General features: G+C 71.6%; 22 protein-coding genes, 2 pseudogenes and 1 riboswitch. Of the genes and pseudogenes, 13 read left to right on the forward strand and 11 right to left on the reverse strand.

What is annotated here, in order from left to right:
• Window positions 1-133: 133 nt before the first annotated feature.
• Complete coding sequence (locus tag ACWEKM_RS23110) at window positions 134-766, reverse strand: hypothetical protein (RefSeq protein ID WP_451623086.1); 633 nt, start codon at window positions 764-766, stop codon at window positions 134-136.
• On the reverse strand, window positions 759-1,538 hold the full coding sequence (locus ACWEKM_RS23115) for an alpha/beta hydrolase (protein ID WP_451623087.1): 780 nt from the start codon (window positions 1,536-1,538) through the stop codon (window positions 759-761). Before ACWEKM_RS23115 ends, ACWEKM_RS23110 begins: the two co-directional genes overlap by 8 nt.
• A 146-nt stretch (window positions 1,539-1,684) precedes the next feature.
• On the opposite strand from ACWEKM_RS23115, the gene ACWEKM_RS23120 reads away from it, so the two are divergent.
• The 4 genes from ACWEKM_RS23120 to ACWEKM_RS23135 all read left to right on the forward strand — a co-directional run bounded on the left by ACWEKM_RS23120 (window position 1,685) and on the right by ACWEKM_RS23135 (window position 5,646).
• Window positions 1,685-2,437, forward strand: coding sequence for a lysophospholipid acyltransferase family protein (locus ACWEKM_RS23120; RefSeq protein ID WP_451623088.1), 753 nt, complete (start codon window positions 1,685-1,687; stop codon window positions 2,435-2,437).
• A gap of 113 nt (window positions 2,438-2,550) precedes the next feature.
• Window positions 2,551-3,780 (forward strand): MacS family sensor histidine kinase, encoded by a 1,230-nt coding sequence (gene macS, locus ACWEKM_RS23125; protein ID WP_451623089.1) that lies wholly within the window; start codon window positions 2,551-2,553, stop codon window positions 3,778-3,780.
• Entirely contained in the window at window positions 3,777-4,454 is a 678-nt protein-coding gene (locus ACWEKM_RS23130; RefSeq protein ID WP_451623090.1) for a response regulator, read from the forward strand. The genes macS and ACWEKM_RS23130 overlap by 4 nt, the downstream gene beginning before the upstream one ends.
• Window positions 4,455-4,617: 163 nt before the next feature.
• The gene (locus tag ACWEKM_RS23135; RefSeq protein WP_451623091.1) at window positions 4,618-5,646 is read left to right on the forward strand and encodes a 6-phosphofructokinase; all 1,029 of its coding nucleotides are present in this window, start codon (window positions 4,618-4,620) and stop codon (window positions 5,644-5,646) included.
• Window positions 5,647-5,790: 144 nt separating this feature from the next.
• On the opposite strand, the gene ACWEKM_RS23140 is transcribed toward ACWEKM_RS23135, so the two are convergent.
• Window positions 5,791-7,746, reverse strand: a complete 1,956-nt coding sequence (locus tag ACWEKM_RS23140) for an anthranilate synthase family protein (RefSeq protein WP_451623107.1) — start codon at window positions 7,744-7,746, stop codon at window positions 5,791-5,793.
• A gap of 433 nt (window positions 7,747-8,179) precedes the next feature.
• Here ACWEKM_RS23140 and ACWEKM_RS23145 point away from each other — a divergent pair, with 433 nt between their 5' ends.
• Window positions 8,180-9,532, forward strand: a complete 1,353-nt coding sequence (locus ACWEKM_RS23145; protein WP_451623092.1) for a class II 3-deoxy-7-phosphoheptulonate synthase — start codon at window positions 8,180-8,182, stop codon at window positions 9,530-9,532.
• A gap of 181 nt (window positions 9,533-9,713) precedes the next feature.
• Window positions 9,714-9,968: a (2Fe-2S)-binding protein gene (locus tag ACWEKM_RS23150; protein WP_451623093.1), complete on the forward strand. Its 255-nt coding sequence runs from the start codon at window positions 9,714-9,716 to the stop codon at window positions 9,966-9,968.
• A 79-nt stretch (window positions 9,969-10,047) separates the two neighbouring features.
• On the opposite strand, the gene bfr is transcribed toward ACWEKM_RS23150, so the two are convergent.
• Entirely contained in the window at window positions 10,048-10,527 is a 480-nt protein-coding gene (gene bfr, locus ACWEKM_RS23155; protein WP_451623094.1) for a bacterioferritin, read from the reverse strand.
• Window positions 10,528-10,714: 187 nt separating this feature from the next.
• On the opposite strand from bfr, the gene ACWEKM_RS23160 reads away from it, so the two are divergent.
• Window positions 10,715-11,356, forward strand: a complete 642-nt coding sequence (locus tag ACWEKM_RS23160; RefSeq protein WP_451623095.1) for a sulfite oxidase-like oxidoreductase — start codon at window positions 10,715-10,717, stop codon at window positions 11,354-11,356.
• A gap of 8 nt (window positions 11,357-11,364) precedes the next feature.
• Here ACWEKM_RS23160 and ACWEKM_RS23165 read toward each other — a convergent pair.
• The 6 genes and pseudogenes from ACWEKM_RS23165 to thiO all read right to left on the reverse strand — a co-directional run.
• Window positions 11,365-11,448: pseudogene (locus ACWEKM_RS23165) on the reverse strand (DUF4396 domain-containing protein); the annotation flags it as partial.
• 69 nt (window positions 11,449-11,517) lie between these two features.
• Window positions 11,518-12,423: a deoxyribonuclease IV gene (locus ACWEKM_RS23170; RefSeq protein ID WP_451623096.1), complete on the reverse strand. Its 906-nt coding sequence runs from the start codon at window positions 12,421-12,423 to the stop codon at window positions 11,518-11,520.
• 256 nt (window positions 12,424-12,679) lie between these two features.
• The gene (gene pknB / locus ACWEKM_RS23175) at window positions 12,680-14,617 is read right to left on the reverse strand and encodes a Stk1 family PASTA domain-containing Ser/Thr kinase (protein WP_451623097.1); all 1,938 of its coding nucleotides are present in this window, start codon (window positions 14,615-14,617) and stop codon (window positions 12,680-12,682) included.
• Window positions 14,618-14,964: 347 nt separating this feature from the next.
• Entirely contained in the window at window positions 14,965-15,759 is a 795-nt protein-coding gene (locus tag ACWEKM_RS23180) for a thiazole synthase (protein WP_451623098.1), read from the reverse strand.
• A gap of 3 nt (window positions 15,760-15,762) precedes the next feature.
• Window positions 15,763-15,963: a sulfur carrier protein ThiS gene (gene thiS, locus ACWEKM_RS23185; protein ID WP_451623099.1), complete on the reverse strand. Its 201-nt coding sequence runs from the start codon at window positions 15,961-15,963 to the stop codon at window positions 15,763-15,765.
• Complete coding sequence (gene thiO, locus ACWEKM_RS23190; RefSeq protein WP_451623100.1) at window positions 15,960-17,123, reverse strand: glycine oxidase ThiO; 1,164 nt, start codon at window positions 17,121-17,123, stop codon at window positions 15,960-15,962. The genes thiS and thiO overlap by 4 nt, the downstream gene beginning before the upstream one ends.
• A riboswitch (TPP riboswitch) is annotated at window positions 17,121-17,232 on the reverse strand. Its footprint overlaps the gene before it by 3 nt.
• Before the next feature lie 53 nt (window positions 17,233-17,285).
• On the opposite strand from thiO, the gene ACWEKM_RS23195 reads away from it, so the two are divergent.
• The 6 genes from ACWEKM_RS23195 (at window position 17,286) to ACWEKM_RS23220 (ending at window position 22,726) form a co-directional block, all read left to right on the forward strand.
• On the forward strand, window positions 17,286-17,681 hold the full coding sequence (locus tag ACWEKM_RS23195; RefSeq protein WP_451623101.1) for a hypothetical protein: 396 nt from the start codon (window positions 17,286-17,288) through the stop codon (window positions 17,679-17,681).
• Between the two features lie 32 nt (window positions 17,682-17,713).
• Window positions 17,714-18,943 (forward strand): NAD(P)/FAD-dependent oxidoreductase, encoded by a 1,230-nt coding sequence (locus ACWEKM_RS23200; protein ID WP_451623102.1) that lies wholly within the window; start codon window positions 17,714-17,716, stop codon window positions 18,941-18,943.
• Between the two features lie 67 nt (window positions 18,944-19,010).
• Window positions 19,011-19,376, forward strand: a complete 366-nt coding sequence (locus ACWEKM_RS23205) for an Rv2175c family DNA-binding protein (protein ID WP_451623103.1) — start codon at window positions 19,011-19,013, stop codon at window positions 19,374-19,376.
• Between the two features lie 585 nt (window positions 19,377-19,961).
• The gene (thiE, locus tag ACWEKM_RS23210; RefSeq protein ID WP_451623104.1) at window positions 19,962-20,657 is read left to right on the forward strand and encodes a thiamine phosphate synthase; all 696 of its coding nucleotides are present in this window, start codon (window positions 19,962-19,964) and stop codon (window positions 20,655-20,657) included.
• A gap of 114 nt (window positions 20,658-20,771) precedes the next feature.
• Complete coding sequence (gene metF, locus ACWEKM_RS23215) at window positions 20,772-21,695, forward strand: methylenetetrahydrofolate reductase [NAD(P)H] (protein ID WP_451623105.1); 924 nt, start codon at window positions 20,772-20,774, stop codon at window positions 21,693-21,695.
• A 56-nt stretch (window positions 21,696-21,751) separates the two neighbouring features.
• On the forward strand, window positions 21,752-22,726 hold the full coding sequence (locus ACWEKM_RS23220; protein WP_451623106.1) for an SCO2102 family sporulation regulator: 975 nt from the start codon (window positions 21,752-21,754) through the stop codon (window positions 22,724-22,726).
• Between the two features lie 111 nt (window positions 22,727-22,837).
• Here the strand turns inward: ACWEKM_RS23220 and ACWEKM_RS23225 are convergent.
• Window positions 22,838-23,194: pseudogene (locus ACWEKM_RS23225) on the reverse strand (NAD(P)/FAD-dependent oxidoreductase); the annotation flags it as partial.

Here is a 23,194-nt window from a genome sequence, read left to right on the forward strand (position 1 = left end):
TTGTTGTTGGGGTTTGTTGTTGGGTGGGCGGTGCGTCGGGTGTGTTGGGTCGTGGGTGTTGTGCGGTTTCCTTGTCGGTTGAGGGTCGGCTGGGGCTTGGGGCCGCCGTGGGGGTGCGGCGGGCCCCGGTGGGTCAGACCACGGCGCCGCGGCCCGGGTCGTCGTCCTCGTCGTCGTCCGTACGCATCCGTGTCACCAGTGTGACGAAGCCGCCCAGGAAGCCGCCGATGCCGAGCGTCGTCAGCCACCACGTCATGTCCCAGCCGAGCAGCACCGCCAGCAGGAGCAGGATCGGGCCGCCCACCACGCCGAGCCAGGCGAACCTGGCGGTCGTGTCGGCGGCGGGCAGTGGCGGCGGCTCGGGCGGCACGAAGTGGCCCTCGTCGTCCTCGTCGAAGTCGTCGTCGGACGGCTCGGGCGGTGCGTGGTCGCGGGGGCCGACGCCGGGCGCGAAGGAGACGGAGCCGCCCAGGGGTTTGACCGGCCCCTTCGCACCGGTGCCCTCGCCGCCGTCCTTGCCACCGCCGTCCTTGGCGCGGGCGCCCTTGCTGTCGTCGGCGCCCTTGCCGTCGTCGGTGTCCTCGCCGTCGTTCGTGTCCGCTAGCAGCGCCAGGTCCTCGACCGACTTGAACGGCTTGGCACCCGGCGGGTCCGGCGGCTCCTCGCCGTACCCGGCGACGATCGCCGCCCAGGCGGCCGCCTCGTCGAAGGGCACGCCCTGATCGTCCGGCTCGCGGTCCTCGCGGTCGGAGTCGTGCTCAGCCAACTGCGGCCGTCCCTTCCTTGCCGACACTGGGTGCGAGCCGGCCGATGAAGGCGAGGCTCTCCTCGAAGATCCGGTCCGCGTCGTGGTCCAACGTCGCGACGTGGTAGCTCTGTTCCAGCACGACCTCCGTCACGTCCGTCGAGGACACCCGGCTCAGCACCCGGACCGGGTCGGCCGACGAGACCACATGGTCCCGCGCGCTGCGCAGGAGCAGCAGCGGCTGGGTGACCTGCGGCAGCTCACCGTCGACCAGGCGCAGGAAATTCCGCAGGGAGTGCGCCGCGTGCAGCGGCACCCGGTCGTATCCCCCTTCCGTGGCACCCGGTTTCGCGATGTCGTCGGTGATTCCCTTCACCGACGGCACCAGATGCCGGAGCACCGGAAGGGCGTACGCGGCCGGGCCGTGCATCCTGTTCACCGGGTTGACGGCCACGACGCCCGCCACCGCGTCCCCGTGCCGGGCCGCCAGCCGCAGGGCCAGCGCCCCGCCCATCGACAGGCCCGCCACGCACACCAGCCGGCAGCGCTCGCGCAGCAGTCGCAGCTCGCGGTCCACCTCCGCGTACCAGTCCTGCCAGGTGGTGAGCTGCATGTCCTGCCAGCGGGTGCCGTGTCCGGGCAGCAACGGCAGCGACACGGTCAGACCGTGCGCGGCGTGGTGCGCCGCCCAGGGGCGCAGCGACTGGGGCGAGCCGGTGAAGCCGTGGCAGAGGAGGACACCCACCTCCCCGCCTTCGTGGCGGTACGGCTCGGCTCCGGGCAGAACCGGCACGTGAGGTCTCCTGTTCATGAGAGGGACATGAATGACTGTGGTTTCTGCTTCACCGTACGCGACCGCACTGACACCGACCAGGGTCGTCGGTTCCATTGACGGTCCTGCGGGTTAAGGTCTGATCGACGGACACGGGAGGCACGCGGTTGTTGTACGGGACGATGAAGGTCGCCATCGGGGGGCCGCTGAAGGTCGCCTTCCGACCCTGGGTGGAAGGCGTGGAGAACATTCCGGCCGCGGGCCCCGCCATACTGGCGAGCAATCACCTGTCCTTCTCGGACTCGTTCTTCCTGCCCGCCGTACTTGACCGCAAGGTCACGTTCATCGCCAAGGCCGAGTACTTCACCACCCCCGGGGTCAAGGGCCGGTTGACGGCCGCGTTCTTCAAGGGCGTCGGGCAGCTCCCCGTGGACCGCTCCGGCGGGCGAGGCGCGGGCGAGGCGGCGGTCAGGAGCGGCCTGGAGGTGCTGGAGCGCGGCGAGCTGTTCGGGATCTACCCGGAAGGCACGCGCTCGCCCGACGGCCGCCTGTACCGGGGCAAGCCCGGCGGCCTGGCGCGGGTGGCGCTCGCCTCCGGGGCGCCGGTCGTCCCGGTCGCGATGATCGACACGGAGAAGATCCAGCCGCCCGGGAAGGTCGTCCCGAAGCTGATGCGGCCCGGCATCCGCATCGGCAGGCCGCTGGACTTCAGCCGCTACCAGGGCCTGGAGCACGACCGGTTCGTCCTGCGCGCGCTGACCGACGAGGTCATGTACGAGATCATGAAGCTCTCCGGCCAGGAGTACGTCGACATCTACGCGACCGCCGCCAAGCGGCAGATCGCGGAGGCCGCGAAGGCGACCAAGAAGGACGAGCGCGACCAGAAGGACCAGCCGGATCAGAAGGAACAGCCGGGTTAGAAGAACCAGCAGAATCAGGATCAGAAGGACCAGCGGGATCAGAAGGACGCGTCGGAAGGGCGCGGGACGCGGGCCTGGGCGCGACTGCCGGGCCGGGTCGGGGGGTGGGGGAGATGCCCAGACGCGAACGAGTCATGAGGATGTCGGTCGAGCAGCCGCTGTGGCATGCGCTCGCCGCCTACCGCGTCCTGACGATGCTGTACGCCATCGGTCTGTTCGCCACCGCCTACGACCGGTTCGCCCGGCCCTGGCTCGCCCTCGTCTACTACGGCGTCCTGTCCGTGTGGACCCTCGCCACCCTGCCCAAGGTGGCCAACGCGGCAAGCTGCACCAGGCGGTTCCTCGCCGCCGACCTGACGATCGCGCTCGGCGGCATTCTCCTCACGCCCCTCGCCGACGCCCACGCGCGGGTCGCCGACGGCGGTCCCACCCTGCCGTCGATATGGACCGCGGGTGCCGTGCTGGCCTTCGCCATCAAGGGCGGCTGGCGCTGGGCGGCGTTCGCCTCCACGGCCGTCGCCGTCGCCAACCTGGCCGAGCGGGGCCGCCCGGCCCGCGACACCGTGCACAACGTGATCCTCGTGTGGGTCGCCTCCATCGCCATCGGCTACGTCGTCGAGGTCGCCCGCGCTTCCGAGCGCACCCTCGCCCGCGCCCTGGAGATCGAGGCCGCGACCAGGGAGCGGGAGCGGCTGGCCCGGGACATCCACGACAGCGTGCTCCAGGTGCTGGCGATGGTGCAGCGGCGCGGCGCGGTCATCGGCGGGGAGGCGGCCGAGCTGGGCCGGCTGGCCGGCGAGCAGGAGGTGGCGCTGCGCACGCTGGTCTCCGGGGGGCTGGTGCCGGTCTCGCGGGCGTCGGAGGACACGGCCGAGGGGGCGGTCGTACGGGCCGTGGACGAGCCGGACGACGCCGCAGACGGCCCCGTCGACCTGCGCGCACTGCTCGCCCCGTACGCCGGTGCCCGGGTCAGCCTGGCCGAGCCCGGCGCCCCGGTGCCGCTGCCGCCGGCCGCCGCACGGGAGCTGGCCGCGGCCGTCGGTGCCGCCCTGGACAACGTCCGCAGGCACGCGGGGGAGGACGCCCGGGCCTGGATCCTGATCGAGGACGAGCCCGACGAGATCGTCGTGACCGTACGGGACGACGGGCCCGGCATCCCCGAGGGGCGGCTCGCGCAGGCCGAGGGCGAGGGGCGGCTCGGGGTGGCCCTGTCGATCCGGGGGCGGCTGCGCGACCTGGGCGGCAGCGCCGCACTGATCTCGGTGCCCGGGCAGGGCACGGAGGTCGAACTGAAGGTTCCGAAGGACGCCGCGCGGGCGTGGGGGAAGGCGGAGAAGCAATGAGCGAGCAGCAGGACCCGATCACGGTCATGGTGGTCGACGACCACCCCATGTGGCGCGACGCGGTCGCCCGGGACCTGTCCGAGGCCGGCTTCGAGGTGGTCGCCACCGCCGGGGACGGCGAGCAGGCGGTGCGCCGCGCCCTGGCCACCGGCCCCGACGTGCTGGTCCTGGACCTCAACCTGCCGGCGAAACCAGGGGTCCAGGTCTGCCGGGAACTGGTCGGCGCCGACCCGCGGCTGCGCGTCCTGGTGCTGTCGGCGAGCGGTGAGCACGCGGACGTCCTGGAGGCCGTGAAGTCCGGCGCGACCGGCTATCTGCTCAAGTCGGCGTCCACGGAGGAACTGCTGGACGCGGTGCGCCGGACGGCGGTCGGCGACCCGGTGTTCACGCCCGGCCTCGCCGGACTGGTCCTCGGTGAGTACCGTCGGCTGGCCGCCGAGCCGGGGCCGGCGCCGGACGCCGACGAGCCGAAGGCGCCACGGCTGACCGACCGTGAGACGGAGGTGCTGCGCCTGGTCGCCAAGGGCCTGAGCTACAAGCAGATCGCCGAACGTCTCGTCATCTCCCACCGCACGGTCCAGAACCATGTGCAGAACACCCTCGGCAAGCTCCAACTGCACAACCGGGTCGAGCTGGTGCGGTACGCGATAGAGCGCGGACTCGACGAGAAGTGAGCACCGTATCCCGATGTCCACTCTTTCGAGTGGATCCGTTCGGGTCCGGAATGATCAACTGGGCCGCAATTCAGTGGAATTGACCATCCCGCCCATCCCGGAGTGACCTGGATCACTATTAGCGTTTTCCCTCACCAGGCAACCGCGGTGAAGGGACATTTCCATGCGGGTCGGAGTACTGACCGGAGGCGGCGACTGCCCCGGGCTCAACGCCGTCATCCGGGGCGTCGTCCGCAAGGGCGTGCAGGAGTACGGCTATGACTTCGTCGGCTTCCGGGACGGCTGGCGGGGTCCCCTCGAAGGAGACACCGTCCGCCTCGACATCCCCGCGGTGCGCGGCATCCTGCCCCGCGGCGGCACCGTCCTCGGCTCCTCGCGGACCAATCCGCTCAAGGTCGAGGGCGGCATCCGCCGCATCAAGGACAACCTCGCCAAGCAGGAGGTCGAGGCCCTGATCGCGATCGGCGGCGAGGACACCCTGGGCGTGGCCGCGCGGCTGTCCGACGAGTACGGCCTGCCGTGCGTCGGCGTCCCGAAGACCATCGACAACGACCTCTCCGCCACCGACTACACCTTCGGCTTCGACACCGCCGTCGGCATCGCCACCGAGGCGATCGACCGGCTGCACACCACCGCCGAATCGCATATGCGCGTCCTGGTCGTCGAGGTGATGGGCCGTCATGCCGGCTGGATCGCCCTGCACTCCGGCCTCGCCGGCGGCGCCAATGTCATCCTCATCCCCGAGCAGCGCTTCGACATCGACCAGGTGTGCGGCTGGGTGACCTCCCGCTTCAAGGCGTCGTACGCCCCGATCGTGGTCGTCGCCGAGGGTGCCATGCCCAAGGACGGCCAGATGGTGCTCAAGGACGAGTCGCTGGACTCCTTCGGACATGTGCGGCTCTCCGGCGTCGGCGAATGGCTCGCCAAGGAGATCGAGAAGCGGACCGGCAAGGAGGCCCGCACCACGGTCCTCGGGCATGTGCAGCGCGGCGGCACCCCGAGCGCCTTCGACCGCTGGCTCGCCACCCGCTTCGGCCTGCACGCCATCGCCGCCGTCCGCGAGGGCGACTTCGGCAAGATGGTCGCCCTGCGCGGCACCGACATCGTCCGCGTCCCGATCTCCGAGGCCACGGCCAAGCTGAAGACGGTCGACCCGAAGCTGTACGAGGAGGTCGGCGTCTTCTTCGGCTGACGTTACGTCAACTCCGGTACCGCGGAACCCCAGAACCCCCGGAACCGCAGAAGGCACAGAAGCACGGAACGCACAGAAACACGGAGCGCTCGTGAACGCCGCCGCAGCCCGCTCGCGGCGGCGCTCCAAGTGCGCGCTCAGCCGCTACACTTCAGCGCTCGAAGTACCACGAGAGGCCCCCGAACCCCCACCCTCGAAGGCACAGTTCCGCAGCTGAGCCATCAACTCCCGCACGATCGCCGCGCCGTTCAGCGTCAGCACCGACTCCGGGTGGAACTGCACGCCCGCGAACCCCGGCCCCCGTACGGCGTGCACCTCGCCGTTCGCGGCCCGGCTCACCTCGACACCGTGCGCGGCCAGCTCCCCGTAGGCGTCCTCGTCGCAGCGGGCCACGAAGCTGTTGTAGAAGCCGACGGTCTCCCGGCGCCCGAACAGCTCGACCGCGGTCTGCGCCCCCTGGTGCGGTACCTCCTTGCGGACGATCTCAAGCCCCAGCTCGGCCGCGATCAGCTCGTGCCCGAGGCACACTCCGAGCACGCCGTGCCGGTGCGTCCGGATCACCTCGGCGGTCAGCCCGCGCAGCAGCCGCATCCTGGGGTCGGCCAGGTCCGACGGGGCGCCGGGGCCGGGCCCCAGCACCACCGGTCCCTCGTGGCCGAGCACCGCCTCCCGCAGGCCCGGCTCGTCGTAGCGCCGCACGGTCACCTCGAAACCGCCGGAGCGCAGCACATGCGCCAGCATCGCCGTGAAGGTGTCCTCACCGTCCACGACCAGGGCATGGCCGCTCAGAGTCGCCGGGTGCTCCTGCATCCGCAGCCAGAACGGCGCGAGCGAGGCCCGCCGTCCGTCCAGCGCCGCCCGCACCCGTGGGTCGTCGGCCAGCCGGGGCCGCGCCGCCTCCACGCGGGGCCGGCCCGGCCGGACGCCGAGGGCCGCCAGCACACCCGCCGCCTTGGCGTGTGTCTCCGCCACCTCGCCCGCCGGGTCCGAACCCCGCACCAGCGTCGCGCCGACCGGGACGCGCAGCCGGCCGGCCGCGTCGATGTCGGCGGTGCGGATGAGGATGGGGGAGTCCAGGGTCTGCGCGCCCCCGGAGTCCCGGCCGAGCAGGGCCAGCGCGGCGCCGTAGTACCCGCGGCCGCCGACCTCGTGCCGTTCGATCACCCGGCAGGCGTTCTGCACCGGCGACCCGGTGACGGTGGCGGCGAACATGGTCTCCCGCAGCACCTCCCGCACGTCCAGCGACGACTTCCCGCGCAGCTCGTACTCGGTGTGCGCGAGGTGTGCCATCTCCTTCAGCCGGGGGCCGACGACCACCCCGCCCCGGTCGCCGACGGTGCACATCATCTTCAGTTCCTCGTCGACGACCATCGACAGCTCCTCGATCTCCTTGCCGTCGGCGAGGAAACCGAGCAGGTGCTCCGGGGTCGGTCCCCCCTCCGGGTAACGGTAGGTCCCGCTGATCGGGTTCATCACGACCGTGCCGCCGGACATCCGCACATGCACCTCGGGGCTGGCCCCGACCAGCGTCCGCCCACCCGTCTCCCGCCCCCGCCCTGCCGAGGAAGGCCCTCCGGGTTCCTGGTCGCCCAGGTGCACGACGAAGGTCCAGTACGCGCCCCGCTCGCCCTCCAGGAGCCGCCGGAACAGGGCGAGGGCGTCGGCGCGAGTGAAGCCCTGGATCTCACCCTCGTACGTCCGCCGGATGACGAAGTTGGCGCCCTCGCCCGCCCCGATCTCCTCGCGCAGCACCCGGTCGACGATCCCGGCGTACTCCTCGTCCGCGACATCGAAGCCCCCGCCGGTGACGCGTACCGCGTGCGCGGGCAGGTGCTCCAGCACCTCGGCGAGCGGGAACTCGTGGGTCTCCTCGGGGGTGAGTACGACCAGGGGCGTCCCGTCGTCGCGGACGTCGAAGCCGCGCTCCCGGATCTGCCGGAAGGGCACCAGGGCCAGGCCCTCGTCGGGCAGCTCGGCGAGCCGGTCGCAGGTGCGCACCGGGCCGACGAGCAGTTCCACGGTGTGCTCGTCGCGGCCGGGCGTGCGGCGGTGCAGCAGCGCGAAGGGGCGGGGGTCGTGCAGCAGATCCAGCAGGTCCATGGGTCCGTCGTCCTTCTCGGTGGTCTCGATGGTCGTCTCGGCCGGCCGGTCGTGCCGGGCGGGTCGATGGAGATCAATGGAGATCAATGGAGAGGGACGGCCCCGTGAACGCCGAAGGCCGCCCCTCGGGCGGCCTTCGCGAAGTCGTGTGTACGCGCAGTCAGCGGGCCGCCGAAGGAGCGGTCCACCACCAGGTGCTGCGGGTCGAATGCGCGAACATGCCGGGAACCCTACCGCACCGCCCCCTCATCCACAGGGCAGTCGGTCCGCCCCCCGGGTCGGTCCGTCCCACCGACGGTCCGCCCCCGGATCGGTCCGCCCCCCGGATCGGTCCGCCCCGCCGGTCGGTCCGTCCCACTGGTCGAACTGTCTCGCCGTCTCATCAGCTGAGCCGGAGGAAAACACGGCGACACGACCCCGTAGTGTTTACGGGGTGACCGTGAACGCTAAGACCAGCGCGAGCGCTGGCAACACGTGGCAAGACCTGCCCGCGGCGCAGCAGCCCGAGTACCCCGACGTCGAGGCTCTGCGCGCAGTGATCGCGGAGCTTGAGTCGTATCCGCCGCTCGTCTTCGCGGGCGAGTGTGACCAGCTGCGCGCCCAGATGGCGGCCGTCGCCCGGGGTGAGGCGTTCCTGCTCCAGGGCGGCGACTGCGCGGAGGCATTCGACGCGGTCTCCGCCGATCACATCCGCAGCAAGCTGAAGACGCTGCTGCAGATGGGCGCCGTGCTGACCTACGCGGCGTCGGTGCCGGTGGTGAAGGTGGGCCGGATCGCGGGCCAGTACTCCAAGCCGCGTTCCAAGCCGGTCGAGACGCGTGACGGGGTCACGCTGCCGGTGTACCGGGGTGATTCGGTCAACGGTTTCGACTTCACCGAGGCCAGCCGGATCCCGGACCCGGAGCGGCTGAAGCGGATGTACCACGCCTCCGCGTCGACGCTGAACCTGGTGCGCGCGTTCACCACCGGCGGGTACGCGGATCTGCGGCAGGTGCATGCCTGGAACCAGGACTTCGTGAAGTCGTCCCCGTCGGGGCAGCGCTATGAGCAGCTGGCCCGGGAGATCGACAACGCGCTGAACTTCATGCATGCCTGCGGTGCGGATCCGGAGGAGTTCAAGACGGTCGAGTTCTTCTCCTCGCACGAGGCGCTGCTGCTGGACTACGAGTCGGCGCTGACCCGGGTGGATTCCCGCACCGGGCGGTTGTACGACGTGTCGGCGCACATGGTGTGGATCGGTGAGCGGACCCGGCAGCTGGATCACGCGCATATCGAGTTCGCCTCGCGGATCAGCAACCCGCTGGGGATCAAGCTGGGCCCGAACACGACGGCGGAGGAGGCGCTGCGCTACATCGACCGGCTCGACCCGGAGCGTGAGCCGGGCCGGCTGACGTTCATCGTGCGGATGGGCGCGGACAAGATCCGTGACCGGCTGCCGGAGCTGGTGGAGAAGGTCACCTCGTCGGGCGCGGCGGTGGCGTGGGTGACCGACCCGATGCACGGCAACACGTTCGAGGCGGCCTCGGGGCACAAGACGCGTCGTTTCGACGACGTGCTGGACGAGGTGAAGGGCTTCTTCGAGGTCCACAAGTCGCTGGGGACGCATCCGGGCGGCATTCACGTGGAGCTGACCGGTGACGACGTCACCGAGTGCGTGGGCGGCGGGGACGAGATCTTCGTCGACGATCTGCACCAGCGCTACGAGACGGCCTGTGACCCCCGGCTGAACCGCAGCCAGTCCCTCGACCTGGCCTTCCTCGTCGCCGAGATGTACCGGGACCAGTGATGGACGCGTACGTCACCCGGATATGACGCGTACGTCACCGGGACGTACCGGGGTGTGGGGTGGGGCGCGGATCACATGCGATCCGCGCCCCTTCCCGCTTTTGTGAACTCTGCGCGGCGGGTAAGGTTAGGTTTGCCTCACCGATCAGCGGGATGGCGCAAGTGACCGATCCCGGTGGGAGGTGGACCGCGTGTACGTCTGTAGTTGCTTCGGCATCACCGAGCAGCAGGTGAAACAGCACGCGGAGGACGGCGCCTGCACCCCCCGTCGGCTGGCCTCCGCCTGCAAGGCGGGCACCGACTGCGGATCGTGCGTGCGCCGGATCCAGGCGCTGCTGGGGCGTGGCGCGTTTCCGCGGCAGCCTGAGCCGAGCGAGCGGGGCGGGTCCGTACCCGCCCGCGTCGAAGCGGTCGAGGAGTTCGACGAGGCCGCCTGATGCCGCGGGGCCGTCCGGTCCCTCGGGTCACCCCGGGTCCTTCGGGTCACCCCGGGTCCTTCGGGCCCTTCGGGTCCGGCTAGCTCTCCGGCTGTTCGATGATCTGCGAGATGTAGAGCGCCTCGCCGAGCTTGTCCACCAGCTCCAGCTGGGTGTCCAGGTAGTCGATGTGGTGCTCCTCGTCCGCCAGGATCGACTCGAAGATGTTCGCGGACGTGATGTCACCCTTTTCGCGCATCATCTTGATCCCGCGCCGGAGCCGGTCGATCGCCTCCACCTCGATCTGCCGGTCCGCCTCGAACATCTCCTTGACGGTCTGTCCCACCCGCACATGGAACAGCCGCTGATAGTTCGGCAGCCCCTCCAGGAACAGGATCCGGTCGGTCAGCACCTCGGCGTGCTTCATCTCGTCGAACGACTCGCGCCGCGTGTACTTGGCGAGCTTGTACCAGCCGGAGTTCTCCTGCATCTTCGCGTGCAGGAAGTACTGGTTGATCGCGGTCAGCTCGCCGGTGAGCTGCTCATTGAGGAACTCGATGACCTCGGGGTCGCCCTGCATCGCAGAGGCTCCTTCCGGATGGGGGGAGGTTGCGGCGGCATGATTGCACCGGTGTCGAAGATCGTCCAGTAAGTGCGCACTTAGCCATCAAGTGCATGCATGGTGCTGTTTGTCCCGTCAGGGATTGCCTTGTCCCGTCAGGGATCGCCGGTCAGGCGCACCGCTCCCGGTCTGTCAGGATGGAGACATGGGTCATCCGGTGGAGCGCGGGTCGGGAGCGTCGGGAGAGGGCGTACGGTCCGAGCTCCCGCCGGGACAGCGGCTACAGCGCGGCTGGCCGGTCACGCACTACGGGCCGGTGCCGAAGTTCCGGCCCGAACGCTGGGAGTTCAGGGTCTTCGGCGCCACCGTCGACGGTGCCAAGCACTGCTGGAACCACGAGGAGTTCACGGCCCTCCCGTACGCCACCGTCGTGGCCGATCTGCACTGCGTGACCAAGTTCAGCATGCTCGGGGCCGAGTGGGGTGGCGTCCCGGCGAGCGCGATCCTGGAGATCGCCCCACCCGCGCCGAACGTCACCCATGTGATGGTCTGGGCGGAGTACGGCTTCAGCTCGAACCTCCGCCTGTTCGACTTCGCCTCCGAGCGCGCCATCTTCGCGACACACAAGGACGGCGAACTGCTCACCGCCGAACACGGCTTCCCGGTCCGGCTCGTGGTACCCCACCTGTACGCCTGGAAGGGGCCCAAGTGGGTCCGTGGCGTGGAGTACATGACCGCCGACCGCCGCGGCTTCTGGGAGGAGCGCGGCTATCACAACATCGGCGACCCCTGGCAGGAGCAGCGCTACTCCTACCAGGAGGGGCCCGGGGACGGCCCGGAAATCTGACCGGCGCCTCAGCGGCGGTACCGGTGCGCCACCGCGTGCCCCTTGCCCCGCCCGATCGTCCACTTGCCGACCGGTGTCGTGATCACGAAGGCCGGTATTCCCGTGTGTTCCCTGGGGGTATTCCCGCGGAGGGGGACGGGACAGCTGAGCCGGGCAGGGCCTTACGATTCGCGCAAGGGAGACCGCAGCCGCTTCAGTCGCGCCACGTCCGCCGTATGCCCCTCCTTGCCGCCCGGCGTCTCGATCACCAGCGGTACGCCGGCCGTCGCCGGGTGTGTCATCAGCGCCCGGAACGGATCCTCACCGATATGCCCCGCGCCGATGTTCGCGTGCCGGTCCTTGTGGGCGCCCACCACGTCCTTGGAGTCATTGGCGTGGATCAGTTTCAGCCGGCCCTCGCCCACCGTGTCCACCAGCAGGTCCAGGGTCTGGTGCATACCGCTCGGGCCGGTCAGGTCGTGCCCGGCGGCGAAGAGGTGGCAGGTGTCCAGACACACACCCAGCTTCGGGTGGGAGTCCAGCGCCTCGAAGTACGGCCCGAAGTCCCAGGTGCGCGAGCACAGCGAGGCACCCTGCCCGGCGGTCGACTCCAGCAGCAGGAACGGGTCGTCGTCATGGGTCAGCTCGTCCAGCAGCGGCAGCAGGTGCGCGCGCACCTGTTTCAGCGCCACCTCCCGCGACCGCCCGCCGGTCGCGCTGCCCGTGTGTACGACCACGCCCAGCGCGCCGATCGCCCGCCCCCGGCGCAGCGAGTGCCGCAGCGACTCCACCGACTTCTCCACGGTCGCCTCGGTGTGCGATCCGAAGTTGATCAGGTACGGGGCGTGCACATACGCCGGGATCGAGCCCTCCGCACAGGCCGCGCGGAACTCCTCGTCCTGCCGGGGGTTCCCGGCCGGGGTGGCCCAGCCACGCGGATTGGCGACGAAGACCTGCACGGTCTCCGCCTTCAGCTCACGGGCGTACGACAGACCCACGGAGTGCAGCCCGCCGGCCACGGGGACATGACCGCCCACGGGATTGCGCGACGGACCGGGCGGCAGGGCGGAACCGGACTGCTGACTCATCACCCGTTCAGCCTGTCACGCCGACCCGCCCCCACAGAAAACAACCCCACCCCGCAACCATCACCCCTGCGACCACCACGCCCGCCCGACACCGGGGTCGGGCTCCGTCGTCGGACGGTGACGACGGCCGGACCCGGACCCGGACCCGGACCCGGACCCGGACCCGGACCCGGACTCGGGTTCGGGTCCGGACTCGGGTTCGGACTCGGACCCGGGCTCGGTCGCCGGACGGCAAGGGCGCGAACCGGGGGGTCGGTCAGCGGATGGTGATCGTTATGGTTGAGCCCTTCGGGGCCGTCTCGCCCGGGTCGACCGACTGCTTCCTCACCGTGTCGCCGAACAGGCCCAGCAGCCCGCGGTCCTCCGAGACCTTGAAGCCGGAGTCCTCCAGCAGCTTCTTCGCGTCGTCGACGCCGGCCCCGACCACGTTCGGCACCTCGACCATCTCCGGGCCCTTGGACAGCGTCAGCCGCACCGTGTCGCCCTCGGCCGCCCGACTGTCGCCTTCCGGGGTCTGCCGGGCGACCTCGCCCTTGTCGAACTCGGAGTTCACCTGCTCTGTGGAGACCTCCACCTTGAGCCCGGCGTCCGCCAGTTCCGCCCGCGCGCTGTCCAGGTCCTCACCGGTGACGTCCGGCACGTCGATCGGGCTGCCCTTGCTGACGGTGAGCGCGATCGCCGACCCCGCGTGCCGCTCGGTGCCGGCCGCCGGGTCGGTACCGATCACCGCGTCCTTGGGCACGCTGTCGCTGAATGCGCGCGTGACCATACCGGGCTCCAGTCCGCCCTTCCTGAGCAGCGCCTTCGCCTCGGCCAGCCCGCGGCCCGCCAGATCGGGCACCTTCACGGTCTCCGGGCCGTCGGAGACGGTCAGCGTCACCGAGTCGTTGTTGCGGATGCGGGCGCCGGCCTCGGGGTCGGTGCTGATGACCGTGCCGCGCTGCACCGTGTCGCTGTAGGCGTGCTCGACCCGCTTGACGTCGAGCCCGGTCTCCTTGAGCCGCTCCCGCGCCTGCGCCTCGGTCTTCGCCAGCAGCGGCGGCACCTTCGTGAACTGCCCCGAGTTGATGTACCAGACCCCGGCCCCGACACCGAAGACCACCAGCACGGCGACGACGAGCGTGACCAGTCCGCGCCCGGGCCGGACGGACCGCCACCGGGGCGGCACGGCCGGGGACTCGAACCGGGCCGTCCGGTTGTCGCCCGCGGCGGGATCGTCGTCCTCATTCACGGGGTTCACGGGCAGCAGCCGGGGCACCGTCAGCGAGCGCGGAATCACGCTCGTTCGGTCCTCGGCGATGTCGTGCTCCGCGGAGAGCGCCTGCGGCGGCACCGCGTCCAGCTGCTCGTCGGTGAGCCCCGCACGGGACTCCCGCACCTGGGCCAGCAGCGCCACCGCGTCGTGCGGCCGGACCGCGGGGGTGCGGGCGGTGGCCGAGGCGACCAGCTCGTCCAGCTCGCGCGCCAGCCCGGGCGCGGTGGCCGAGGGCGGCGGCACGTCCTCGTGGAGGTGCTTGTAGAGCACCACCGCAGGGGAGTCCCCGTCGTGCGGCTTCTGACCGGTCAGTATCTCGTAGAGGACCACGCCGCACGCGTACACGTCGACGCGCGGATCCGCGGTCCCGTTCTCGATCTGCTCCGGCGCGAGGTAGGCGACGGTCCCCAGCACGGCCCCCGTCGTACTGGTCACCGTGTCCACCGACCGGACCAGTCCGAAGTCCGCGACCTTGACCCGGCCGTCGTCCCCTATCAGCACGTTCTCGGGCTTCATGTCCCGGTGCACGAACCCGGCGCGGTGCGCGGCGCCGAGCGCGGCCAGCACCGGCTCCAGGATGTCCAGCGCGGCCCGCGGCTGGAGCGCGCCCCGCTCTCGCAGCACGTCGCGCAGGGTGCATCCGGCGATGTACTCCATGGCGAGGTAGACGTACGACCCGTCCGTACCCTGGTCGAACACCTGGACGACGTTGGGGTGGGCGAGCCGGGCCACCGACTTCGCCTCCCGGATGAACCGCTCCACGAACGACCCGTCGGCCGCCAGCGCCGGATGCATCACCTTGAGCGCGAGGACGCGGTCCAGTCGGGTGTCCAGGGCCCGGTAGACCGTGGCCATCCCGCCGACGGCGATCCGGGCGTCGACGCGATAGCGGCCGTCGAGCACCTGCCCGACGAGAGGGTCCTGAAGGGTCGTATCCACGCTGGTGAGTTTACGATCCGCGACCGACAGCCCCCCTGGTTCCCCCGGGATCGCAGCGGGACTGCAGCCGACCTGTGACGCATCCCACAACAGACGCCACGCGTCCAGGAGAACACCCCGCACTGCCCACCCACCCGCACTCGCCAACGGCGCAGGCCCCCACGGGAGAGGCCCACCACTCGACCAACCGCAAACAGACGCCACGCGTCCAGGAGAACACCCCGCACTGCCCACCCACCCGCACCCGCCAACGGCGCAGCTCCCCCACGGCAGAGGCCCACCACTCGACCAACCGCAAACGGGCGGCGCGCGGGCGGGAGAACACCCCACCCCGCACAACAACCCCCTCAGAACGCAGGCCGCTCCGGATCAAGCACGGCCAAGCCCTCCGCAGGAGACGACGCCTCGGCGAAGTACCGCCGAGGAATCCGCCCCGCCAGCCGGGCCAGCCGCCCCGCCTCCACGGCATACCGCATCGCCGCGGCCATCCGCTCCGGCTGCTGCGCCCGGGTGACGGCCGACGCCAGCATCACCCCCGCGCACCCCAACTCCATCGCCAGCGCCACATCCGACGCCGTACCGGCGCCCGCGTCCAGGATCACCGGTACGCGCGCGTGCTCCACGATCAGCTGGAAGTTGTGCGGATTGCGGATCCCGAGCCCCGAACCGATCGGCGAGCCGAGCGGCATCACCGCCGCGCACCCCACGTCCTCCAGCTTCCGCGCCAGTACGGGGTCGTCGTTCGTGTACGGCAGCACCGTGAACCCGTCGTCGACCAGGGTCTCCGCCGCGTCCAGCAACTCGATCGGATCCGGCAGCAGGGTCCGCTCGTCGGCGATCACCTCCAGCTTGATCAGATCCGTCCCGAGCGCCTCGCGGGCCAGCCGGGCGGTCAGCACCGCCTCGCCCGCGGTGAAGCAGCCCGCGGTGTTCGGCAGCACCCGGATGCCGAGCCGCTCCAGCACCGAGAGCACGGATCCGTGCACATCGGGGTCGACCCGGCGCATCGCCACGGTCGTCAGCTCCGTGCCGGAGGCGACCAGCGCCCGCTCCAGCACGTCGAGGCTGGGCGCACCGCCCGTACCCATGATCAACCGGGAAGTGACGGACGTACCGCCGAGGACGAGGGGATCGTCGGCCATGGCTCAGCCTCCTTGGACGGCGGTGAGGACTTCGACGCGGTCGCCCTCGCGGAGGACGGTGGACGGCCACTGCGCGCGCGGGACGACGGTTTCGTTGAGCGCCGCGGCCACCCCGCCGGACGCCGAGGTGAGAATCCGCACGACGGTGTCGAGAGCCGTGCCGGGCGCGATCTCCCGGCGCTCCCCGTTGACAGAGATGATCATGCGGGCTGCTCCGTGCGGGCGGCGGCGCCGAACCGCGCGGGCGTGAACGGACGGGCCTGATCGGGGAGGTCCCCGGTGGCCAGGACGTGCGCCATGACGTCCCCGGTGACTGGGGTGAGCAGCACGCCGTTGCGGTGGTGCCCGGTGGCCACGAGCAGCCCGTCGAGGGCGGTCGGGCCGAGCAGCGGCGCATTGTCCGGGGAGCCGGGCCGCAGCCCGGCCCGGGTTTCGGCCAGCGGCAGCTCGGTGATCCCCGGCACCAGCTCGTGTGCGTCCCGCAGCAGTTCGTACACGCCGCCCGCGGTCACCGTCGTGTCCCAGCCCAGCTCCTCGCTGGTCGCCCCGACCACCAGCTCGCCGTTCTCCCGCGGCACCAGGTAGACCTGGCTGCCGCGCACCACGGCCCGCACGGTGCGGCTCAGGAACGGCGCGTAGTGCTTCGGCACGGTCAGCCGCAGCACCTGCCCCTTCACCGGCCGCACCTGCGGCAGCACGTCCTGCGGCAGGCCCGCCAGCCGTCCGCTCAGGCTGCCCGCCGCGAGCACCACCCGGCCCGCGCCCAGTTCCGTGCCGTCCGTGGTGATCACCCCGACGGCCCGGTCCCGCAGCACCGTGCAGCGCTCTGCCCACGCCCGGTGCAGGACCACACCGGCCCGCTCGCACGCCACGAGCAGCGCGGCCGCGAGCCGCCGCGGGTCGATCTGGTGGTCGCCGTCCACCCGCAGCCCGCCCCGCACGCCCGGCGCGAGCAGCGGCTCCAGACGGCGGCACTCCCGGCCGGACAGCCACTCGGACTCCAGCCCGGAGCGCTGCTGCAACGCGTGCAGATCGCGCAGGTGCGCCCGGTCGTCGGCGTCCAGCGCGACGGCGAGCGTGCCGCACCGGCGGTAGCCGAGATCGAGGCCGGTCAGCTCGGTCAGCTCGGCCGCGAAGTCCGGGTAGCGGCGGGCCGAGGCCAGGTTCAGGCCGAGCAGCGTCTGCTCGCCGTGGTGCAGTTCGGTGACCGCGGCCAGCATCCCGGCCGCGACCTGCGCGGCCCCGCCGCCCGGCCCGGGGTCGACGACGGTCGTGGCGAACCCGTGCTGGGCTGCCCGCCAGGCCGTGACCAGGCCGATGATTCCGCCCCCGATGACGAGAACGTCCGACGTACGTGACGACATGGGCGTCCAGCCCCTCCCTTCGCCGGCATGACCCGGATCAGGTTCGTACGGTCGGAGGCCGCCAGCCTCCCTCTCAGCCCGGTGCGTCCGGGCTCCCGCGAGTGCTTGTACGGTGGCCACCCTAGCCCGCCGCCGCCCGCCTCAGTAAGGGAGCCGCCCGTCATGGCCCGCTCGCTCGACGGCCTCGTCCTCGCCCCTGTCGCCGACCAGGCCCCAGGTCAGGTGGGTACCGGCACCCGGTTCACGTACCACGAGAAGGACGGCGCGATCTGGGCCGAGTACGCCGGCGGCGACATCGTGCGCGGGTATCTCGTCGGCACCCGGCGGGGCGACCGGCTGGACTTCCGTTACGTACAGCTCAAGCACGACGGCAGCACCTCCTCCGGGCACTGCGAGTCGACGGTCGGCGAACTGCCCGACGGCCGGGTGCGGCTGACGGAGACCTGGCAGTGGGAGTCGCAGCCGGGCACCGGGACGAGCGTGGTCGAGCAGGTCCCGGAGTCCCCGGCCCCGGCAGGCGATCCCGTTGTGCAACAGGTCACTCCGCACGCCCCCTGACGGCCGAATTGTCACGTGACTATGGTGATCACGTGAGCCAGCAGACGCAGCACCGGAGCACGTCACAGGGGCGGCGCGTGGTCGTCGTCGGCGCGGGCATGGCCGGGGTGCAGACCGCGGTCGCCCTGCGAGAACAGGGGTTCACGGGCACGATCACCGTGGTCGGCGCGGAACCCCACCAGCCGTACGACCGACCGCCGCTGTCCAAGGCCGTGCTGCTCGGCAAGGCCGAGGGCTCCGCCTTCGAGGTCGACTTCGAGGCGCTCGGTATCGACCTCGAACTGGGCCGCGCGGCACTCGGCGTACGCCCCGCGGACCACGAGCTGGACACCGAGGCCGGACCCGTGCCGTACGACGTCCTGGTCCTCGCCACCGGTGCCGAGCCGATCCGGCTGCCCGGCGCGGAGGGCGTCCCCGGTGTGCATCTGCTGCGCACCCTGGACGACGCCCAACGGCTGCGGCCGGTGCTCGCCCGGCAGCACGACATCGTGGTCGTCGGCGCGGGCTGGATCGGCGCCGAGTTCGCCACGGCGGCCCGCGAGGCGGGGTGCGCGGTCACGGTCGTCGAGGCCGCCGACCGCCCGCTCGCGGGCGCGCTCCCGGCCGAGGTCGCGGCGCCCATGACCGCCTGGTACGCGGACAACGGCACCGAACTGCGCACCCACGCGCGCGTGGCGAGCGTCGAGCCCGGCGCGGTGCTGCTCGCCGACGGCTCGCGGCTGCCCGCGGACGCCGTCGTGGTCGGCATCGGCGCGCGCCCCGCCACCGGCTGGCTGACCGGCTCCGGCATCGAACTGGGCGCCGACCAGGAGGTCGTGGCCGACGCGTATCTGCGCGCCTCCGCGCCGGACGTGTACGCGGTCGGCGACTGCGCCTCCTTCCCCTCCGCCCGGTACGGCGAGCGGCTGCTCGTGCACCACTGGGACAACGCGCTCCAGGGGCCGCGTACGGTCGCCGCGAACATCATCGGCGACACCCCGGCCGTCTACGACCCGGTGCCGTACTTCTGGTCCGAGCAGTTCGGCCGCTTCGTGCAGTACGTCGGCCACCACCCGGCGGCCGACACGCTGCTGTGGCGCGGCGACCGCCTGGGGCCCGCGTGGACCGTCTGCTGGCTGCGCGCGGGCCGGCTGGTCGCCCTACTGGCCGTGGGCCGACCGCGTGATCTGGCGCAGGGACGGCGACTGATCGAGGCGGGCACGCCGATGGACCCGGAGCTGCTCGCGGACCCCGCGCGGCCCCTCAAGGAGGCCACCGCGTGACGCGCGGAAACCCCAGGTCGGACGGGCCCGACTTCCGACTGTCAGTCCGAGATGGCACGCTGTTTCCGTGACCGAGATTGACGCAAAGATCGATGCTCTCGTCCCCGCCTGGCTCACCCTCCCCGACATCGCCGAGCAGTTCGGCGTCGAGGTGACACGTGTGCGGCAGCTGGTCAAGGAGGGCCAGCTCATCGCCGTACGCCGTGGCGAGAACCGCGCGCTGCACGTGCCCGCCGCCTTCATCGACGAGGACAAGGTCGTCAAGGGCCTGTCCGGGACCCTGACGCTGCTGCGGGACGACGGCTTCACGGTCGAAGAGATGCTGGAGTGGCTTTTCACCCCCGACCCGACCCTGCCCGGCACCCCGGCGCAGGCCCTCGGCGAGAACCGGGGCACGGAGGTGAAGCGCCGCGCCCAGGCGCTCGCCGTCTGATCCGAACGACCCACGGCGCACGGCCGTGGTCCCGGACGGGCCACGGCCGGGGCGAACCACGGCCCGACACCCGGCCCGACTGCCACGCCTCCGGGACTCCGAAGGACCCCGCACGCGGCCCGTGAGGCGGCGGCAGGGTTCCCTCCGACTCGCGGATCCGGAGGCGTCCTGCGCACGGCCCGCGAGGCCCGGGCGTGGCTCCGTTCGGCCTGCGAATCGGCGGCGAGCATCCTGCATGCGCGGCCAGCAGATCGGACGGACGTGGGTGTCCTTGGCCCATGGACGCGGGGTGGGTGCCGCGCACGCGGCCCGCGAGGCCCGGACCCCGCTCTCCGTGATCCGCAGGCACGGGCGGCGCGTTCCGGGAGCCGTCGGCCCGGCGCCCGTCCGCCGTCCGTACGTCACTGACACCGGCCCTACTACGCTTCCCGTGGCCCCACACAACGCACCCGCACCACCGACAGCCGCCGCCAAACCCCAGCACCACCAACGGCCGCACTACAAGCTCCGTACTGCTGACACCGCACTGCAAACACCCGCACCCGCACCGCCGACGCCGCACCGACACCCGGGGGGACGCACCGTATGTCCGATACCGATACCGATACCGATACCGACACCGATACCGACACCGCCGCCCGCGCGGCCCGGGCTCGGCTCGCCGACGCACGGCTCTACCTGTGCACGGACGCCCGCAGGCGCCAGGGCGACCTCGCCGAGTTCCTCGACGCGGTCCTGGCCGCAGGCGTCGACATCGTGCAGTTGCGCGACAAGGGCATGGAGGCGGCCGAGGAACTGGCGCACCTGGAGGTGTTCGCCGACGCCTGCGCCCGGCACGGCACGCTCCTCGCGGTCAACGACCGCGCGGACGTCGCCCACGCGGCCCGCTCCGACGTGCTCCACCTCGGACAGGGCGACCTCCCGGTGCCCGCGGCCCGCGCCATCCTCGGCGCCGACGTGCTCATGGGCCGCTCCACGCACGCCCCGGCGGAGGCCGCCGCCGCGGCCGTCCAGGACGGCGTGGACTACTTCTGTACCGGCCCGTGCTGGCCCACCCCCACCAAGCCTGGCCGGTCCGCGCCCGGTCTGGACCTGGTCCGGTACACGGCCGCGCTGGACACCGACCGGCCCTGGTTCGCCATCGGCGGCATCGACCTGGGCAACCTCGACGAGGTGCTCGACGCCGGTGCCCGCCGGGTGGTCGTCGTCCGCGCGATCACCGAGGCCGACGACCCGGGAGCGGCGGCGGCCGAGTTCGCCGAACGGCTACGGCGGGCCTAGCGGCCTTGGCTGCCTTGTCCAAGGGATGGACAAGAATTGGACAATAACTGAACAAAACGGGCAAATTTCCGACGCTCGGTTGGGGGACCGGCCGCCCCTGGCTAACCTGCGGGTATGGCCCTCGGAACCGCATCCACCAGGACCGACCGCGCACGCACCGTGCGTGACATCCTGCGCACCGGCAAGACGACCTACTCGTTCGAGTTCTACGCGCCGAAGACGCCCAAGGGTGAGCGGAGCCTGTGGAACGCGCTGCGCAGGGTCGAGGCGGTGGCTCCCGACTTCGTGTCCGTGACCTACGGCGCCGGCGGCTCCACCCGCGCGACCACGGTCAAGGAGACCCAGCAGATCGTCGTCGACACCACGCTGACGCCGGTCGCCCACCTCACCGCCGTCAACCATTCCGTCGCCGAACTCCGCAACATCATCGGCCAGTACGCGGACGCCGGGATCCGCAACATGCTCGCCGTCCGCGGTGACCCGCCCGGAGACCCGATGGGCGCATGGGTGCCGCACCCCCAGGGTCTGACCTACGCGGCCGAACTCGTCGCGCTCATCAAGGAGTCGGGCGACTTCTGCGTGGGTGTCGCCGCCTTCCCGGAGATGCATCCGCGCTCCAGTGACTGGGACTCGGATGTCGCGCACTTCGTCGACAAGTGCCGTGCGGGCGCCGACTACGCCATCACACAGATGTTCTTCGAGCCGGAGTCGTATCTGCGGCTGCGCGACCGGGTCGCGGCAGCCGGCTGCGAGACCCCGGTCATTCCCGAGGTCCTGCCGGTCACGAGCGTGCGGATGCTGGAGCGGCTGCCCGCGCTCAGCAACGCCCGGTTCCCGGAGGCTCTGAAAGAGCGGATCCGCACAGCGAAGGACGATCCGGCGGCGGTACGCTCCATTGGCATCGAGTTCGCCACGGAGTTCTGCGCGCGACTGCTGGCCGAGGGAGTGCCCGGACTGCACTTCATCACGCTCAACAACTCCACGGCGCCGCTGGAGATCTACGAGAACCTGGGCCTGCACCATCCCCCGCGGGCCTAGACCGGCCACACCGGTTTACGACACACTGCGTAGCGGTCACTGGGAGAGGGGCGTACATGGGCTGGGCGGTCCTCTACATCGCGTTCGGCATCGTCGCGCTGTGGTTGCTCGGCGAGGTGCTGCTGCAGTACAAGGCGCGGCTGCGCTGGCGGCTGCTCGCGTTCCTCGGCTTCCTCGGCGTCGTGCTCGGCGTGCTGATCCCTTCCGTCGTCGTCATCGGACTGGGCGCGGTGGCCTTCGCGCTCGGACAGACCTATGTGACCCTGTCGTTCCGCCGCGGCTTCGCCGACGGCTGGGCGGTCAGCCGCCGGGGTGAGGGCGGCGGCAAACGCCGGGGCGAAGGACTGGACCACCAGGAGCCCGCACTGGACTCCGACCTGGAGGCGGCCGGGCCCGGCCACGGCCGGGACGACGACGGCTACCGGCAGGACGGCGGTTACGGCCGTGACGGCGCCCCGTACGGCCGTGACGAGGACTACGACCGCGACGACGTGTTCGCGCCGGCCTCGCGCGCGGCCAGGCCCGCCGCCGCCGAGACCACCGCCGTCTACGAGCCGCAGCCCCTGCCCGACGACACCGGCACCTACGGCATATACGGCGGCTTCCCCTACGCGAGCGCCGCCCAGCACCAGGATCCGACCTACGCGACGAGCGCCCAGGGCACCGACCAGGGCCACGCCTACGACTACTCCGGCTACGGCCAGCAGCAGTACGGCTACGACGCCAACGGCCAGCAGCAGTACGCCAACTACTCCGACCCGTACGTCGGCGCCCAGAGCTACGGCGACGCCTCCGATGCCTCCTACGACCCCGGCTACGGCGGCCGGCCGTACGGCCAACAGGCGTACGGTCAGGACCAGTACGGCACCGGCGGCTACAGCGAGACCCCGGCCGGCGGTGTCTGGGTCCCGCAGCAGCGCACCGACGAGTCCCACGGCGGCGAACTCCCGCAGGAACATCCCTACCCGTACCAGAACAACGGGCAACAGCAGGGCAACGGCAACGGATACGACGAGCACTACCGCTTCTGACGAGCGCTATCGCCTCTGAGGAGCACTACCGCTTCTGCGGACCCGCTCCCGCGACGCCGACGCCGACCGGCTCACCACCCCCTTCGGCTCATCGCGCGCCGAGCCACGGGCTCACTGCGAGCCCCGGAAGTCAGGCCCCTCCACGATCAGCCCGGCGACCAGCGCGCCCGACATGCCGGCGTGCGGCAGCCCACCCCCGGGATGCGACCAGCCGCCGACCCCGAACAGGCCCGGTATCGCGGTGCTGTTGGACGGACGAAGGGTTCTCTCGGCCGCGGCCAGCGACGGCGGGGGTACGGCCCCGCCCTCGGCCCCCGTCTCCCGCTCGGTGTGCACCGGCGTGCGCACCTCGCGCCACAGCACGCGCTCCCGCAACCCCGGCACCGCCCGCTCGGCGGCGGCGACCATCCGGTCCGCGAAGGCGTCGGAGGCGCCAGGGGCGCTCCAGTCGAACCCCGCCGCGGACGG

This window comes from Streptomyces sp. NPDC004752, assembly GCF_053601275.1.

What these genes read in the sequence shown, in the direction of transcription:
- macS (WP_451623089.1), top strand. Translation starts at nt 2,551, where the DNA reads ATGCCCAGACGCGAACGAGTCATGAGGATGTCGGTCGAGCAGCCGCTG.
- ACWEKM_RS23130 (WP_451623090.1), top strand. Translation starts at nt 3,777, where the DNA reads ATGAGCGAGCAGCAGGACCCGATCACGGTCATGGTGGTCGACGACCAC.
- ACWEKM_RS23135 (WP_451623091.1), top strand. Translation starts at nt 4,618, where the DNA reads ATGCGGGTCGGAGTACTGACCGGAGGCGGCGACTGCCCCGGGCTCAAC.
- ACWEKM_RS23140 (WP_451623107.1), bottom strand. Translation starts at nt 7,746, where the DNA reads ATGGACCTGCTGGATCTGCTGCACGACCCCCGCCCCTTCGCGCTGCTG.
- bfr (WP_451623094.1), bottom strand. Translation starts at nt 10,527, where the DNA reads ATGCAGGGCGACCCCGAGGTCATCGAGTTCCTCAATGAGCAGCTCACC.
- ACWEKM_RS23160 (WP_451623095.1), top strand. Translation starts at nt 10,715, where the DNA reads ATGGGTCATCCGGTGGAGCGCGGGTCGGGAGCGTCGGGAGAGGGCGTA.
- ACWEKM_RS23170 (WP_451623096.1), bottom strand. Translation starts at nt 12,423, where the DNA reads ATGAGTCAGCAGTCCGGTTCCGCCCTGCCGCCCGGTCCGTCGCGCAAT.
- ACWEKM_RS23180 (WP_451623098.1), bottom strand. Translation starts at nt 15,759, where the DNA reads ATGGCCGACGATCCCCTCGTCCTCGGCGGTACGTCCGTCACTTCCCGG.
- thiS (WP_451623099.1), bottom strand. Translation starts at nt 15,963, where the DNA reads ATGATCATCTCTGTCAACGGGGAGCGCCGGGAGATCGCGCCCGGCACG.
- thiO (WP_451623100.1), bottom strand. Translation starts at nt 17,123, where the DNA reads ATGTCGTCACGTACGTCGGACGTTCTCGTCATCGGGGGCGGAATCATC.
- ACWEKM_RS23195 (WP_451623101.1), top strand. Translation starts at nt 17,286, where the DNA reads ATGGCCCGCTCGCTCGACGGCCTCGTCCTCGCCCCTGTCGCCGACCAG.
- thiE (WP_451623104.1), top strand. Translation starts at nt 19,962, where the DNA reads ATGTCCGATACCGATACCGATACCGATACCGACACCGATACCGACACC.
- metF (WP_451623105.1), top strand. Translation starts at nt 20,772, where the DNA reads ATGGCCCTCGGAACCGCATCCACCAGGACCGACCGCGCACGCACCGTG.
- ACWEKM_RS23220 (WP_451623106.1), top strand. Translation starts at nt 21,752, where the DNA reads ATGGGCTGGGCGGTCCTCTACATCGCGTTCGGCATCGTCGCGCTGTGG.